The organism is Rhizobium sp. AQ_MP, assembly GCF_014237835.1.
Lineage (GTDB): Bacteria > Pseudomonadota > Alphaproteobacteria > Rhizobiales > Rhizobiaceae > Allorhizobium.
In genome coordinates this window covers 255,050-268,835 of sequence record NZ_JACJVI010000002.1, presented here as the reverse complement: position 1 = coordinate 268,835, position 13,786 = coordinate 255,050, and the positions used below count along the sequence as shown (strand labels likewise).

The 13,786-nt window shown below is 62.1% G+C and carries 16 protein-coding genes; 8 read left to right on the top strand and 8 right to left on the bottom strand.

Going from position 1 to position 13,786, the window contains the following annotated elements:
* Positions 1-12: 12 nt before the first annotated feature.
* From H6M51_RS04380 to H6M51_RS04355, 6 genes are all read left to right on the top strand, one after another.
* On the top strand, positions 13-246 hold the full coding sequence (locus tag H6M51_RS04380) for a DUF4160 domain-containing protein (protein ID WP_185808672.1): 234 nt from the start codon (positions 13-15) through the stop codon (positions 244-246).
* A complete protein-coding gene (locus tag H6M51_RS04375; RefSeq protein WP_185808671.1) occupies positions 221-508 on the top strand; it encodes a DUF2442 domain-containing protein in 288 nt (95 codons plus the stop codon). The genes H6M51_RS04380 and H6M51_RS04375 overlap by 26 nt, the downstream gene beginning before the upstream one ends.
* A 107-nt stretch (positions 509-615) precedes the next feature.
* Positions 616-1,527, top strand: coding sequence for a glutathione-dependent disulfide-bond oxidoreductase (gene yghU, locus H6M51_RS04370; RefSeq protein WP_185808670.1), 912 nt, complete (start codon positions 616-618; stop codon positions 1,525-1,527).
* A gap of 9 nt (positions 1,528-1,536) precedes the next feature.
* Positions 1,537-1,914: a hypothetical protein gene (locus H6M51_RS04365; RefSeq protein ID WP_185808669.1), complete on the top strand. Its 378-nt coding sequence runs from the start codon at positions 1,537-1,539 to the stop codon at positions 1,912-1,914.
* 4 nt (positions 1,915-1,918) lie between these two features.
* Positions 1,919-2,332 carry a hypothetical protein gene (locus H6M51_RS04360; RefSeq protein WP_185808668.1) on the top strand — a complete coding sequence of 138 codons (414 nt, stop codon included), beginning with the start codon at positions 1,919-1,921 and terminating at the stop codon, positions 2,330-2,332.
* A gap of 66 nt (positions 2,333-2,398) precedes the next feature.
* Positions 2,399-4,408: an acetyl/propionyl/methylcrotonyl-CoA carboxylase subunit alpha gene (locus tag H6M51_RS04355; RefSeq protein ID WP_185808667.1), complete on the top strand. Its 2,010-nt coding sequence runs from the start codon at positions 2,399-2,401 to the stop codon at positions 4,406-4,408.
* Positions 4,409-4,635: 227 nt separating this feature from the next.
* Here H6M51_RS04355 and H6M51_RS04350 read toward each other — a convergent pair whose 3' ends face one another.
* Both H6M51_RS04350 and H6M51_RS04345 read right to left on the bottom strand, forming a co-directional pair.
* Positions 4,636-4,977, bottom strand: a complete 342-nt coding sequence (locus H6M51_RS04350; RefSeq protein WP_185808666.1) for a type II toxin-antitoxin system RelE/ParE family toxin — start codon at positions 4,975-4,977, stop codon at positions 4,636-4,638.
* Positions 4,967-5,236, bottom strand: coding sequence for a type II toxin-antitoxin system ParD family antitoxin (locus H6M51_RS04345; RefSeq protein ID WP_113375886.1), 270 nt, complete (start codon positions 5,234-5,236; stop codon positions 4,967-4,969). The genes H6M51_RS04350 and H6M51_RS04345 overlap by 11 nt, the downstream gene beginning before the upstream one ends.
* Positions 5,237-5,348: 112 nt before the next feature.
* On the opposite strand from H6M51_RS04345, the gene scpA reads away from it, so the two are divergent.
* Both scpA and H6M51_RS04335 read left to right on the top strand, forming a co-directional pair.
* On the top strand, positions 5,349-7,484 hold the full coding sequence (gene scpA, locus H6M51_RS04340) for a methylmalonyl-CoA mutase (RefSeq protein WP_185808665.1): 2,136 nt from the start codon (positions 5,349-5,351) through the stop codon (positions 7,482-7,484).
* A 23-nt stretch (positions 7,485-7,507) separates the two neighbouring features.
* Positions 7,508-9,103: a GMC family oxidoreductase gene (locus H6M51_RS04335; RefSeq protein ID WP_185808664.1), complete on the top strand. Its 1,596-nt coding sequence runs from the start codon at positions 7,508-7,510 to the stop codon at positions 9,101-9,103.
* Positions 9,104-9,113: 10 nt separating this feature from the next.
* Here H6M51_RS04335 and H6M51_RS04330 read toward each other — a convergent pair whose 3' ends face one another.
* From H6M51_RS04330 to H6M51_RS04305, 6 genes are all read right to left on the bottom strand, one after another.
* The gene (locus H6M51_RS04330) at positions 9,114-9,914 is read right to left on the bottom strand and encodes an ABC transporter permease (protein ID WP_185808663.1); all 801 of its coding nucleotides are present in this window, start codon (positions 9,912-9,914) and stop codon (positions 9,114-9,116) included.
* Positions 9,911-10,765: an ABC transporter permease gene (locus H6M51_RS04325; protein WP_185808662.1), complete on the bottom strand. Its 855-nt coding sequence runs from the start codon at positions 10,763-10,765 to the stop codon at positions 9,911-9,913. The genes H6M51_RS04330 and H6M51_RS04325 overlap by 4 nt, the downstream gene beginning before the upstream one ends.
* Entirely contained in the window at positions 10,762-11,796 is a 1,035-nt protein-coding gene (locus H6M51_RS04320) for an ABC transporter ATP-binding protein (protein ID WP_185808661.1), read from the bottom strand. Before H6M51_RS04320 ends, H6M51_RS04325 begins: the two co-directional genes overlap by 4 nt.
* 25 nt (positions 11,797-11,821) lie before the next feature.
* On the bottom strand, positions 11,822-12,256 hold the full coding sequence (locus H6M51_RS04315) for a type II toxin-antitoxin system VapC family toxin (protein WP_185808660.1): 435 nt from the start codon (positions 12,254-12,256) through the stop codon (positions 11,822-11,824).
* On the bottom strand, positions 12,253-12,498 hold the full coding sequence (locus H6M51_RS04310) for a type II toxin-antitoxin system Phd/YefM family antitoxin (protein WP_185808659.1): 246 nt from the start codon (positions 12,496-12,498) through the stop codon (positions 12,253-12,255). Before H6M51_RS04310 ends, H6M51_RS04315 begins: the two co-directional genes overlap by 4 nt.
* 125 nt (positions 12,499-12,623) lie before the next feature.
* Entirely contained in the window at positions 12,624-13,634 is a 1,011-nt protein-coding gene (locus H6M51_RS04305; RefSeq protein ID WP_246780411.1) for a PotD/PotF family extracellular solute-binding protein, read from the bottom strand.
* Positions 13,635-13,786 lie beyond the last annotated feature (152 nt).

Genomic DNA, 13,786 nt, shown 5'->3' with positions numbered 1-13,786 from the left:
GAGGGAGGCGAGATGCCGACGATCTTTGTATGGAAAGGCTGGAAATTTCTGTTTTTCAGCCTGGACCGAGGCGAGCCGCCGCACGTCCATGTCCGCAAGGATCGCAAGGAACTGAAACTGTGGCTCGATCCCGTGCGTGTGGCGTATAATCGACGGGTGCCGGATCACGAGGTCAACGCCATCATTGATGTCGTGAATGAACATCGGAAGGAGTTCATTGATGCCTGGAACCGTTACTTCGGATGACAACTGGGAAGAGTTCGAACCAGTTGAAGCCAAATGCAGCGACAGCGAGCTGGAAGTGGTGCTCGCCAATGGACTGAAGCTGTCGACCCCGCTCTGGTGGTATCCGCCGCTGCTCGCAGCAAGCTCGGAAGCGCGAAACCGGATCGAACTTTCGCCCTCGGGCGTGCATTGGCCTGAACTCGACGAAGATCTCAGCATCGACGGGATGCTGAAAGGCAGGAAATACCCGGGCGCAAAACCGCCCGCAGCAGCTGCGGAGTAAGGTGGGCGGACGACGAACGACAGAAAAGGGGCTAAGGCGAAGCGCCATCATCGCCTATATAACCCCGCAGCGCTGTTCGCGTGCCCACCGCAAAAGGATCCGATTTCATGACCGAGACAAAATTCCCGCCCGAGAAGAACCTGCCCACAGGCTATGTGCCGCCCAAGGTCTGGACCTGGGAGGCCGGCAATGGCGGCCAGTTCGCCAGCATCAACCGTCCGACGGCTGGCGCGCAGACAGAGGTCGAGCTGAAGGTCGGCAAACATCCGCTGCAGCTCTATTCGCTGGGCACGCCGAACGGCCAGAAGGTCACGATCCTGCTCGAAGAACTGCTGGCCGCAGGTCATTCCGGCGCCGAATACGATGCCTGGCTGATCAATATCGGCAAGGGCGACCAGTTCGGCTCGGGTTTTGTCGGCATCAATCCGAACTCCAAGATCCCGGCGCTCGCCGACCATGCCCCGAAAGACGGCGGGAAGCCGATCCGCCTGTTCGAGAGTGCCTCGATCATGACCTATCTCGCGGAAAAATTCGGCGCCTTCCTGCCGTCTGAAACCCGCGCCCGCGCCGAAGCCTTCAACTGGCTCTTCTGGCAGATGGGTTCCGCCCCCTTCGTCGGCGGCGGCTTCGGCCACTTCTTCTCCTATGCGCCGGTCAAGATCCAGTATGCGATCGACCGCTATGCCATGGAAACCAAGCGCCAGCTCGACGTCCTGAACCGTCAGCTCGCCGAGAACGAATTCGTCTCCGGCAGCGAATACACGATTGCCGACATGGCGATCTGGCCCTGGTATGGACGCCTGGCGCTTGACCAGTCCTATCCGGATGCCGGCACCTTCCTGCAGACCCAGGACTATGCGCATGTCGTTCGCTGGGCCAAGCAGCTTGCCGCCCGGCCCGCCGTGCAGCGTGGTTCGATCGTCAACAAGACCTCCGGCTCGCTCTCCGAACAGCTGCATGAACGCCACGACGCCTCCGACTTCGATACGAAGACGCAGGACAAGATCGCTGCGGCGTAAGGAGAGACCATGCCAAGCCTCCCCGACATGACCAAACATCGCGGTTTCCCCGGCGGCATGCCGGGGACCGGTGTGCAGTTCACCATCCGCCGCGCCAATCCGCGCGGCGTCACCCCGATCAAGGCGCTCCCCAGAAAGGCGCGCCCCGGCACCAAGGAACACCGCATCGACGCGGCCTTCCTGCATGCGCTCTGGCACCATTTCGGCGCGGAACCCTTCGAGCGCGGTAATCTCGATGCCGCGCGCCTGAGCCTGCTTTTCGGCCGCGAAGTGGTGCCCGCCACCAAGGATTTCGATCCTTTGTCCTACGAGGCGATGCTGGTCATCGACGAGAAGGTGGCGCGGAAGAACTTCCCCGAATCCTTCGAAGACGTGTTCGAGGTGTGAACCCATGGCAAAAGATCCGCTCATGCCGAAACACCAGGGCTTTCCGCTCGGCCTGCCTGGAACACAGTGGCAGTATACGATCCGCCGCGCCAATCCGAAGGTGACGCCGGTGACCAACTGGCCGCGCCACCGCACCATGGACCAGACGGTGGCGCTTGCCGATCTCGGCTTCATGCAGGCGCTCTGGCAGTATTTCGGCACCGAACCCTTCGAGCGCGGCAATCTCGACGGCGAACGCCTCTGTCGCCTCTTCGGCCGCGAAGTGATCGCCGCCGAGCGTGGTTTCGATCCGCAATCCTACTTCGCCAAGCTGAAGATCAACGAGCCGCTGGCCCGGAAGAACTTTCCGGAAGCCTTCGGCGAGGTGAAGGACGAGAAGAGCGTGGCCAAGGGTTTGAAGAAGAAGGCGCGGGAATAGCGGCAGTCCTCGCGCATAAGCGCCTGGAGGCTGAGCCCGGATGATAAACGGCAGGGAGAGAAGAAAGTGATCCAGAAAATCCTCATCGCCAACCGGGGCGAAATCGCCTGCCGGGTCATCAAGACCGCGAAGAAGCTCGGCATCAAGACAGTCGCCGTCTATTCCGATGCCGATCGCAATGCGCTGCATGTCGAGATGGCCGATGAGGCGGTGCATATCGGCCCGGCGCCGTCGAACCAGTCTTATATCGTCATCGACAAGATCCTCGACGCGATCCGGCAGACCGGAGCAGACGCCGTTCATCCCGGCTACGGCTTTCTTTCGGAAAACGCAGCCTTTGCCGAAGCGCTGGAAAAGGCGGGTGTCACCTTCATCGGCCCGCCGGTCGGTGCGATCCAGGCCATGGGCGACAAGATCACCTCGAAGAAGCTGGCCGCTGAAGCCGGCGTCTCGACCGTGCCCGGCCATATGGGCCTGATCGCCGATGCCGACGAGGCGGTGAAGATCTCCGATCAGATCGGCTATCCCGTCATGATCAAGGCGTCTGCCGGCGGCGGCGGCAAGGGCATGCGCATTGCCTGGAATGCCGAAGAAGCCCGCGAAGGCTTTCAGTCATCGAAGAACGAAGCGAAGAACTCCTTCGGCGACGACCGCATCTTCATCGAGAAATTCGTCACCGAGCCGCGCCATATCGAAATCCAGGTGCTCGGCGACAAGCACGGCAACACGCTCTATCTCGGCGAACGCGAATGCTCGATCCAGCGGCGAAACCAGAAGGTCATCGAAGAGGCCCCCTCGCCCTTCCTCGATGCCGCCACCCGCAAGGCCATGGGCGAGCAGGCCGTGGCACTGGCCAAAGCCGTCGGCTATCACTCCGCCGGCACCGTCGAGTTCATCGTCGATGGCAAGGAAAACAAGTTCTACTTCCTCGAGATGAACACCCGCCTGCAGGTGGAACATCCCGTCACCGAGCTGGTGACCGGCCTTGATCTCGTTGAACAGATGATCCGCGTCGCCGCTGGCGAGAAGCTCTCATTCGGCCAGGACGACGTGAAGCTCAACGGCTGGGCGATCGAGAGCCGTCTCTACGCCGAAGACCCCTATCGCAACTTCCTGCCCTCGATCGGTCGCCTCACCCGCTACCGCCCGCCGGCAGAGGGCACGACCGCGGAAGGCACCGTCACTCGCAACGATACCGGCGTCTTCGAGGGCGGCGAGATCTCGATGTATTACGACCCGATGATCGCCAAGCTCTGCACCTGGGCGCCGGATCGTCTCACAGCGATCGACGCCATGAGCGAAGCGCTCGACAGCTTTGAGGTCGAAGGCATCGGCCACAACCTGCCCTTCCTGTCGGCGGTGATGAACCAGGAGCGTTTCCGCTCTGGCAAGATCACCACGGCCTATATCGCCGAGGAGTTCAGGGACGGGTTTAGCGGCGTCACACCGGATGCCGCGTCTGCCGAAAAGCTCGCCGCGATTGCCGCCATCATCCATCATCGCCTGCAGGCGCGCGCCATCCAGATCTCCGGGACCATCGGCAACCACACCCGCAAGCTCGGCAAGGACTGGGTCGTCAACCTCGCCGGATCCGACCATGCCATTGAAATCAACGAAGGCACCGGCAACACCCGTGTCTCGCTCGCCTCTGGCACAGAGCTGGTGCTCGCGACCGACTGGCTGCCGGGCCAGACACTCGCCCATGTCGACATCGGCGGGGAGACGCTTGCGGTGAAGGTCGACCTCAAGGGCCCCGCCATCCGGCTGCGCTGGCGCGGCATGGATTTGACCGCCCGCGTCCGCTCGCCGCGCGTCGCAGCACTTGCCAAACTGATGCCGGAAAAGCTGCCGCCGGATACCTCCAAGATGCTGCTCTGCCCCATGCCAGGCGTCATCACCGGGGTTGCGGTCAAGGAAGGCGAGACTGTCGAGGCAGGACAGGCGCTGGCGACCGTCGAGGCGATGAAGATGGAGAATATCCTGAAGGCCGAACGCCGCGGCACCGTGAAGAAGATCGTCGTGAAGCCAGGCCAGAGCTTGGCGGTGGATGAGTTGATTATGGAGTTTGAGGGGTGAGGACATCGTCGGCAATCGCGGTCGGGGTACCCCCCTCTGTCGGCTACGCCGACATCTCCCCCACATGGGGGGAGAGTGGCCGCTTGCGTTGCGAACGCCTCACAAACTCGACGTTGGCAATTTGGCAGAAGGCCGGCCCCACTCCGCTCTGTCCCCGTGTGGGGAAGATGTCCGGCAGGACAGAGGGGGGTATCCGCGCGGCAGATCAGCAAACGAAGCAAAACCGCCTAGGACAGCCGCTTCAGCATATGCCGCTGATGGTCCTGCCCGCCGAAGAAAACGGCAATGACTTGAATGGTCTGCGTCGCCTCGTAAACGTCGAAATAGATAATTGCACGGTTTTTGGTGACGTGACGCAGACCGTCGCCAATCTCCTTCGACAATGTCCCCTGATAGGGCGCTTTCCCAAGGCCAAAGATATCGCTGCGGATTCGGCGAACGCGTTCGGATGCTTGATCAACGGCATCTTCGAGAGGTTCGCCCAACTGGGTGTAGGACTGAACAAGATGATCGAAGATCTGCTTGAGATCGATCTCGCTTTCTTCCGAAAGTTCGACCTCAAAGACCATACTCGGCCTTCTTTGCAGCAATCATCGCCTCTATCCGCTCATGGCTTTCAGCCTCAGAGAGAAAACGCCCCTGGCGACGACGCTCAACTAGCGACCGCAACGCCGCCACATCCTCTTCCCGCATCTCCGTCTCTTCGCGCACCAGATCAAGCCCTCGCTCGACGACAGCTGCGAGGCTCGGGAAGTGGCCGTCCTCGACCAGCTTGCGGGCAAATTCTGCCTGCTGCGGCGAGAGCGAGACAGAGGCTTTCACGGTCATGGCAAGTCGCTCCGGTTAGGCTCACAAGAATAGCCCTGACCGAAAACCCCGTCAAACTGACTTCCCTCGGCGAAACGCCGAACCGCGCAGCCTTCAGATAAGGATCGCATCGATGACCAAGAAAACCATCGCCGACTGGCAGGCGCTTGCCGAGAAGGAACTGAAGCGTACGGCCGACAGCCTTGTCTGGAATACGCCGGAGGGCATTCCGGTGAAGCCGCTGTACACGGCAGACGACATCGCCGGCATTGACCATCTCGACAGCCTGCCGGGCTTTGCCCCCTTTGTGCGCGGGCCGCGTGCCACCATGTATGCCGGCCGGCCCTGGACGATCCGGCAATATGCCGGCTTCTCGACGGCGGAGGAGAGCAATGCCTTTTATCGCAAGGCGCTGGCCGCCGGTCAGCAGGGCGTCTCCGTCGCCTTCGACCTTGCCACCCATCGCGGTTATGACTCGGATCATCCCCGCGTCGAAGGCGATGTCGGCAAGGCGGGTGTGGCGATCGACAGCGTCGAGGACATGAAGATCCTGTTCGACGGCATTCCGTTGCAGGATATCTCGGTGTCGATGACGATGAACGGCGCGGTCATCCCGATCCTCGCCAATTTCATCGTCACCGGCGAGGAACAGGGTGTTTCGCGCGAAAAACTGTCTGGGACCATCCAGAACGACATCCTCAAGGAGTTCATGGTCCGCAACACCTATATCTACCCGCCCGAACCCTCGATGCGGATCATCGCCGACATCATCGAATACACGGCGAAGGAGATGCCGAAGTTCAACTCGATCTCGATCTCCGGCTATCACATGCAGGAGGCCGGTGCGACGTTGGTGCAGGAGCTTGCCTTCACCCTGGCGGACGGTCGCGAATATGTCCGCGCGGCCATCGCCAAGGGGCTGAATGTCGACGAATTCGCCGGTCGCCTCTCCTTCTTCTTCGCCATCGGCATGAACTTCTTCATGGAAGCAGCCAAGCTGCGTGCCGCCCGCCTGCTCTGGACCCGCATCATGCAGGAATTCGAGCCGAAGAAGGCGTCCTCCCTGATGCTGCGCACCCATTGCCAGACATCGGGCGTCTCGCTCGCCGAACAGGACCCCTATAACAACATCATCCGCACCGCCTTCGAGGCCATGTCTGCAGCGCTCGGCGGCACGCAGTCGCTGCATACCAATTCCTTCGACGAGGCGATTGCCCTGCCGACGGAATTCTCCGCCCGCATCGCCCGCAATACCCAGCTGATCCTGCAGAACGAAACGGGCGTCACCAAGGTCGTCGATCCGCTCGCCGGCTCCTATTATGTCGAGAGCCTGACCAACGAACTGGCAGAAAAGGCCTGGGCGCTGATCGAGGAGGTTGAAAGCCTGGGTGGCATGACCAAGGCCGTCGATGACGGGTTGCCGAAACGCCTGATCGAGGAGGCAGCGACCCGCCGCCAGGCCGCCGTCGACCGGGGCGAGGAGGTGATCGTCGGGGTCAACAAGTTCCGCCTGGAGAACGAAGAACCCATCGACATCCTCGAAATCGACAATACCGCCGTCCGTCTGTCGCAGGTCAAGCGCATCGAACAGACTCGCCGCCAGCGGGATCCGAAGCGTGTAGAAACCACCCTGGCGCGCCTCACCGAAATCGCGCGTACGGGAGAAGGAAACCTGCTCGAAGCCGCCGTCGACGCCGCCCGCGCCCGCGCCACGGTCGGCGAAATTTCGGATGCCATGCGTGCCGTCTTTGGCGATCACGTCGCGGTCCCCGAGGTCGTGCATGACATCTATGGCAAGGCCTATGAAGGCGATCCGGAAATGGAGACGCTCACGACCCGCCTGAAGGACTACGGCAAGGCGGCGTCCAAGCCGCGCATCCTGATCGCCAAGCTCGGCCAGGATGGCCATGACCGGGGAGCCAAGGTGATCGCGTCGGCCTTCGGCGATATCGGCTTCGATGTCGTCGCAGGCCCCCTCTTCCAGACGCCGGAGGAAGCCGCAGACCTGGCCGTCACCAACAAGGTCCAGGTCGTTGGCATGTCCTCGCTTGCCGCAGGCCACAAGACGCTCGCGCCGCAGCTGGTCGAGGCACTGAAGGCCAAGGGCGCCAACGATGTGATCGTCGTCGTCGGTGGCGTCATTCCGCGCCAGGACTATGACTTCCTGCTGGAGCATGGCGTCTCCGCCGTCTTCGGTCCCGGCACCAATGTCATGGATGCCGCGCGCTCCGTGCTTGACCTGCTTGAGGGTCGCCTGCGAAACAGTTGAGAGGCGGCCGCTCGGGGAGGAGCATGGAGACCTACGATTACATCGTCATTGGCGCCGGCACCGCCGGCTGCCTGCTCGCCAACCGGCTCTCTGCCGATCCCAGGCGCCGTGTGCTGCTGCTCGAAGCCGGCGGCAGCGACAATTATCACTGGATCCAAATCCCGGTCGGCTATCTCTATTGCATCAACAATCCGCGCACAGACTGGTGCTTCAAGACCGAGGCCGAGCCGGGACTAAACGGTCGCGCGATCGGCTATCCGCGCGGCAAGGTGCTTGGCGGCTGCTCCTCGATCAACGGCATGATCTACATGCGCGGCCAGGCCCGCGACTACGACCAGTGGCGCCAGATGGGTTGTGAAGGCTGGGGCTGGGATGATGTGCTGCCCCTCTTCAAGAGGACGGAAGACTTCCATCGGGGCGCCGACGACAAACATGGCGCCGGCGGCGAATGGCGCGTGGAAAAGGCCCGGCTTCGCTGGGACGTACTGGAAGCCTTTCGTGAGGCGGCCAAACAGGCAGGCATCCCAGAGACCGACGACTTCAATCGCGGCGACAACGAAGGCTCCGGCTTCTTCGAGGTCAACCAGCGCTCCGGCATTCGCTGGAACACGGCGAAAGCCTTTCTGAAACCGATCCGGCACCGCAAGAACCTGACGATCCTCACCCGCGCCCATGTGAAGCGCCTGACGATAGAGGGCGACCGTGTGGCCGGTGCCGAAGTGCATCACGACGGCGAGTTGAAACGCTTTGCCGCCCGCCGCGAGGTCGTGCTGTCAGCCGGCGCCATCGGCTCGCCGCAGATCCTCGAACTCTCCGGCATTGGTCGCGGCGATGTCTTGCAAAATTCCGGTATAGAGACCGTGCGCGAGGTGCCTGCTATCGGCGAGAACTTGCAGGACCACCTGCAGCTCCGCCTCGTCTTCAAGGTTAAGGGCGTGCCAACCCTCAACGAACGTGCCTCCAGCCTCTACGGCAAGGCGATGATCGGGCTGGAATACGCACTGCGGCGCTCTGGGCCGATGTCCATGGCGCCGAGCCAGCTCGGCATCTTCACCCGCTCCGGCCCGGACAAGGAAACCGCCGACCTCGAATATCATGTCCAGCCGGTCTCGCTCGACAAGTTCGGCGACCCCGTTCACCCCTTCCCGGCGATGACGGCGAGTGTCTGCAACCTGAGACCCGAAAGCCGGGGCTCGGTGCACATATCGGGGCCGGACTTCGCCGCCCAGCCGAAGATCGCGCCGAACTATCTCTCGACGCCAGGCGACCGCGACGTCGCCGTCCGCTCGATCCGGCTCACCCGCCGCATCGCGTCCCAGCCCGCCTTTGCCCGCTATCAGCCGGAGGAGTACCGCCCTGGACCTGATCTCGAAAGCGATGCGGAACTGGAAAAGGCGGCCGGCGACATCGGCACCACGATCTTCCACCCCGTCGGCACCTGCCGCATGGGAGCCGATCCGGCGAGCGTCGTCGATCCACGCCTGCGGCTCCGCGCGTTGAAGGGCCTGCGCATCGCTGACGCCTCGGTGATGCCGACGATCACCTCGGGCAACACCAATTCCCCGACCCTGATGATTGCCGAAAAGGCAGCCGCGATGATCCTTGAGGATCACCGCTGACGCCAGACCATCAGCTGCGGTCGTCGGCATTCGCCCCAAGCAGCTTCGGCAGGTCGCCCAAACGGGCGACAAGTCCGAACACGGTGGCGGCCACCGCCACGAACAGGATCGTCACAGAAGCCATGACCGGCGTATAGCCGTAGCGCAGCGCGTTGAAGATCTTGATCGGCAGCGTCTCCATGACGAACCCGACCGTCATATAGGCGACGATGTATTCGTTGAGCGAGAGCACGAAGGCGAAGGCATAGCCAGAGACGAGATAGGGCGCGATCAGCGGCAGCACGACCGTGCGGAAGATCGTCCGGTCGTCGGCGCCCATGGTGGCAGCCGCCTCGACAAGCGAGCGATCGATCGCGGAGAAACCGAGCGATAGTGTCACCAGCGGCAGCGTCACGAAGAAGATTGCGTGGCTGATGACGGCCGTCCAAGGCTGACCGTAGAAACCGGTCGCAGCCCAGAAGGTGAGTAAGCCCAGCGCCGTGATGACGGGCGGCAGCGTGAAGGGCGCGATGCCCAGCAACTGGAAGACCTGCGCCCAGGGCGCAAGGCGGCGCCACAGGAACCAGGCAAGCGGCAGCGCGATGGCAACGGCAAGAGCAGCTGCACAAAGCGCCAGAATGACAGAGGCGAACAGAGCCGCCCGCCAGCCGGGATCGGTGAAGATCGCGCCATACCACGACAGCGAAAAGCCCTGCGGCGGGAAGTTCAGGCTCTGCTTGGCATTCACCGAGACACCAGCGACGACGACGATGGGGGCCGCGAGGAAGATGCCGATGAGCGTGAAGTAGAGACGGGTCAGAGCCTTGTTCATGCTGCCTCTCCCTTGCGACCGATGAGCAGCGTCAGCGCCACCATGCCGAGCGTGACCAGCACAAGGAAGACGGCCATGGCTGCGGCGAACGGCATGTTCGACTGGTAGATCGCCTGGTCGGTGATCAGCACGGACAGTGTCCAGTGCGAGGGGCGACCGAGGATTTGCGGCAAGAGATAGGAGCCAAGCGCAAAGATGAAGACCATGATCAGCGTGGCAATCAACGTGTTGCGCAGCGCCGGCACCACGACGGTAAAGAAAGCACGCAACGGCGAGGCCCCAAGTGTGCGCGCGGCTTCGGTGAGCGTCGGGTCGAGCCGCACGAGAGCAGGATAAAGCACCAGCACGGTATAAGGCAGCGCCTGATAGGTCATGCCAGTCAGCACAGCGCCGAAATTCGGCATCAGCGCCACGGGGCTTTCCATCAGTCCGATCATGACCAACAGGTTGGTGATGCCGGCGGTGCGCGAAAACAGCGTCGACCAGGCAAAGCCGATGATCACTTCCGAGAGCGACAGGATGGAGAGGAGCGCCACAAGCCAAAGCACCTGCGCTTTGCGCGACATGCGGGCGAGCAGATAGGTGAAGGGCAGCGCCAGCGTCACGCAGACGACGGCGACCGCTATCGCTAGGCCAAGCGAAAAGCTGAGCACGCCGCCGAAGAAGAACGACAGGAAGCGGGCGTAATTGTCGAAAACGAAATCCGGCGAATAGAAACCGGTAGGGTCTCGTTTGAAGAAGGACACGGCGATCATCGTGGCGAAGGGCACGACGAAAAACAGGATCAGCATGCCCGCCGGGAAGGCGAGCGGCGCATAGTCGAGCGCAGTCTTGGGCGGTTCGCGTCTCATGCCGACAGCACCACGGCGGTTTCGGGATCGATGACGATGCCGACATCCTGACCGACGGTGACGACCGGCCGTTCGCGCGGCGTCGAGACGGCGACGACTTCGGTCCCGGACACATCGAGGAAGGTCTCGATCGTGCCGCCGAGATCGCGGATGAAGGTGACCTTGCCGGTGATGCGGCCTTCGCCGGGGGCTGCAAGCTTCACATCCTCGGGGCGAACCGAAAGGCTCGCCTGCCCCTGCCCTGCCGGCGCCGAGATGCCGGCAACGCTCTGGCCAAGCACAAGCACCGTCCCGCCTTGCACGGTCAGCGGCAGGAGGTTGGTCGAGCCGATAAAGTCGGCCACAAAGCGATCGGCGGGCTTGCGGTAGATCTCGATGGGGCTTGCCGCCTGACGGATCTTGCCGCCGCTCATCACGACAACCGTATCGGCCATGGTCATCGCCTCGCGCTGGTCATGGGTGACGACAATGGTGGTGATGCCGAGCTGCTGTTGCAGCTTGCGCAGCTCCACCTGCATCGCCTCACGCAGCTTGGCGTCGAGTGCCGACAGCGGCTCGTCGAGCAGGAAAAGTTTTGGTGAAATCGCCAGCGCCCGGGCAATCGCCACACGCTGCCGCTGGCCGCCGGAAAGCTTGTGCACCGGACGGTCGGCATAACCGGGCAAATGGATCATTGCGAGCAGCTCGTCGACGCGCTTCACCTGCTCCTCGCGCCCGATCCCACGGATGCGCAGGGGATAGGCGATGTTTTCACCGACGGTCAGATGCGGGAAAAGCGCCAGCGACTGGAAGACCATGCCGAGCTCGCGCTTATGCGTCGGCACCTGGGTAATGTCCTTGCCATCGAGCACGATCGCACCTTCAGTCGGACTGTCGAGACCCGCGATCATCCGAAGCAGCGTCGTCTTGCCGCAACCCGAGGGACCGAGCAGGCAGACGAAGGTGCCGTGCGGCACGGAAAGCTGGACATTGTCGACCGCCGTGAACGGGCCGAACTGCTTGGTGATGGAATTGAGGGCGAGGCCGGACATAGGCTTCCAATCAGACGAGTGTTGTTCAAAATGGTGCGAGACAATCGACGCCCAAAGGCTCAAAATCTCGGATATTGGCGGTCACGACGGTGAGGCCATGGGTTTGGGCTGTTGCGGCGATAAGGATGTCAGCGAGCTGACCGTTATGACCGCGTGCACGCATTGCCCCATCAAGGGTTCCGGCGGCAAGCGCTGTGTCCGTATCGACGACCAGAATGCTGTCCGCATACTGCTCGATGAGCCTTTGCAGCCAGAGGCGCAATTGCCGCGCCCGAGTGGGATTACCATTCTTGACCAGTTCGAGCTTCGTTGCGCCCTTCTGTATCTCAAGTACGGTGATCGTCGATAGATAAAGAGATTCTTCCCCAAAGCGCTGCCGCAACCAGTCTTCGAACGCTTGCGAAGCTCTTCCGTCATAAAGCAGCGAGACTGCATTGGTATCGAGCAGATATCCCTTCAAAGATCCACGTCCCGGCTCGGCGAAGGATTTCGCTCAAAGACCATTCCGGGTTCTGGGAAAGTTTTGAGGAAATCGACCAGATTGGGTCTCGGCGATTGGTCCTGCGTTTCGTCGCTTTCAACCGCCACAAGCGTCGCCACAGGCTTGCCATCCCGCGTGATCGTCACGCTGCCGCCCTTGATCACCTCATCCACCAGCTCGGAAAGATCGGTGTTCACATCACGCACGCTGACCGTTGCCATGAGATTGTCTCCGCTGAGATGCCTTCGGTGATCCTATCACGGGCGTGAAGATGCCGCAAAATCCTACCGTAAACGCCCCTCACCCTACCCGGCAGGGCGGATGAGGGGCAAAAGCAGCCCTCTGATCAACCGACGATCAGCTCGGTCCACTTCTGGTTCAGCCAGTCGGACTTCGTCTGGTAGAGGTCGTAACGCGGCGTGATCGGCTCGATGTCGGAGGAGACGGCGGCGAATTCTTCTGCCGTCAGGTCAAGCAGTTCGCGCTTGACCGTCGGGGCCGTGCCAACCTTGCGCGACAGGGTCGCCTGGATCGACGGCTGGCACATGTAGTCGATGAAGATGTGTGCTTCTTCGGTCTTCGTTGACGCGCGCGACAGGGCCCAGCAACCGGAGTCCTGGATGCCGCCTTCCTGCGGGAAGGTTGAACGAACAGGCTGACCATCGGCGGCGGCAAGGCCGGTGACATCGTGGTAATACTGGCCCATCGGGATCTCACCCGACTTCAGCGACTGCTCGAACTGCGCCTCGTCGCGATACCAGAGGCGCACATTCGGCTTCACTTCTGCGAGCTTTTCGAACGCTTTCAGGATGCCTTCCTCGGTGTCGAGCGCATTGGTGCCGCCGAAATGGGTCTTGGCGGTGACTTCCAGCAGGAAGGAGTTGGAGACGAGCGCCAGCAGGCCGAGCTTGTCGGCATTCGCCGGATCCCAGAGCGCGTTCCAGGACGTCGGCGCCTCTTTGAAGACATCCGTATTGGTGACGAGCGTGATGTACCAGGCAACAGCACCGACGCCGGCGACGCGGCCATCCGGATACTTGTTGACGAAACGGTCGATCAGACCCGAGGTGTTCTTGATCTTCGCCATGTCGATCGGCGCCCAGAGCTCGGTCGCCTGGCCCTTCAGCATGGCGACCTGCGACATCATCGAGAGATCGGCAGGAGCCTGTCCCGCTTTGGCGGCCTGTTCCAACTGCACGAGCCAGGCTTCTCCGGTCGGCTCGGCAATCGATTCGACGGCGATGCCGGTCGCCTTGGTGAATTCCGGGAAGATGTTCTTGTCGAACGAATCCTTGAAGTAACCGCCATAGACGCCGATCTTGATCGACTTGTCCTGCGCGCGCAGGATCGACGGCATGGCAAGCGCGCCGGCAACGGCGGCCGAGCCTGCGAGCACGCCGCGGCGGCTGACGGAGGTGGAGAGAATGTCTTTCATGGTCGTGTTCCCTTGTTGTGGTTGAGGCGTTTTCGCCCGTTCATCTGTATCGGTGACCGGACGGCAAAGCCCTC